We start from the raw sequence: 777 nt of genomic DNA on the forward strand, positions 1-777 counted from the left end.
TAAATGCTTTATCAAGCCCCAAAACAGGGTTCCCAAAGAAGTGGTTGCAGCGCTTGCCTTGGCTCTTCTTGATGGAAAATCTTTCAGGCAAAATCTTTCGGAGCTCTGCAACGAAATAACGGCTGAGGATGTAGCCGAGCTGTCAAGAAAGCCCCCCTTTGCGCTTTGCTCAGCCCTTGCTAAAAAATACAACCTCTGCACCGTCCCCCCGGAAAAATATCTCTGGGCACTCGCTTTTTGGGCTGTCAAAAAAGGATGGCTTAAGAAGGACGGGGAAAGCACGGCCAAGTGATTTGGGGCGTATCCTTCGGGGTACGCCCTTCTTCTTTTGATGTCTGTAAGATGATGTTTCATCTTCCAATACTCCTTCTAAAAAAGCGAAGCCCTCCGCGTATGCAGAGGGCAAAATGGCTGCTCGCACTATTTCGAGCATGTATTTACTATACGAAAAAACGCAGTAAAAGTCAAGATGGCTTATTTTAACAACAAACACGATGAAACTTAATCGCATATTAATGGAAAAATTGCTTTAAATAGTATCTTTTTTACAAATATACATCTCTTTAAAAGGTGTATTTTCAATGTTGCGGTGAATATACACAGCACGAGTAGATGTAACGGTGTTCGTGCACTACTTTGATGGATGTGCGATGTGCCAATGATGCCGCGAGCATCTACACCGCCTTAACGATGCCTAAAACATCGTTTTACTAAAAACATTGCCAGAAGCGTTTACCATGCGATGAAGACACAAAAGGGGGCGTACCAAACGACACG

Annotated in this window: 1 protein-coding gene; it reads left to right on the plus strand. The window is 43.9% G+C overall.

Translation table 11 applies throughout. The features are described 5' to 3' along the window. A partial coding sequence (locus ACQRCJ_RS12450) for a hypothetical protein (protein ID WP_427799943.1) occupies positions 1 to 292 on the plus strand: 292 nt, incomplete at its 5' end. Positions 293 to 777: the final 485 nt, after the last annotated feature.

Source organism: Desulfovibrio sp. SGI.102 (assembly GCF_050314315.1).
GTDB lineage: Bacteria > Desulfobacterota > Desulfovibrionia > Desulfovibrionales > Desulfovibrionaceae > Desulfovibrio.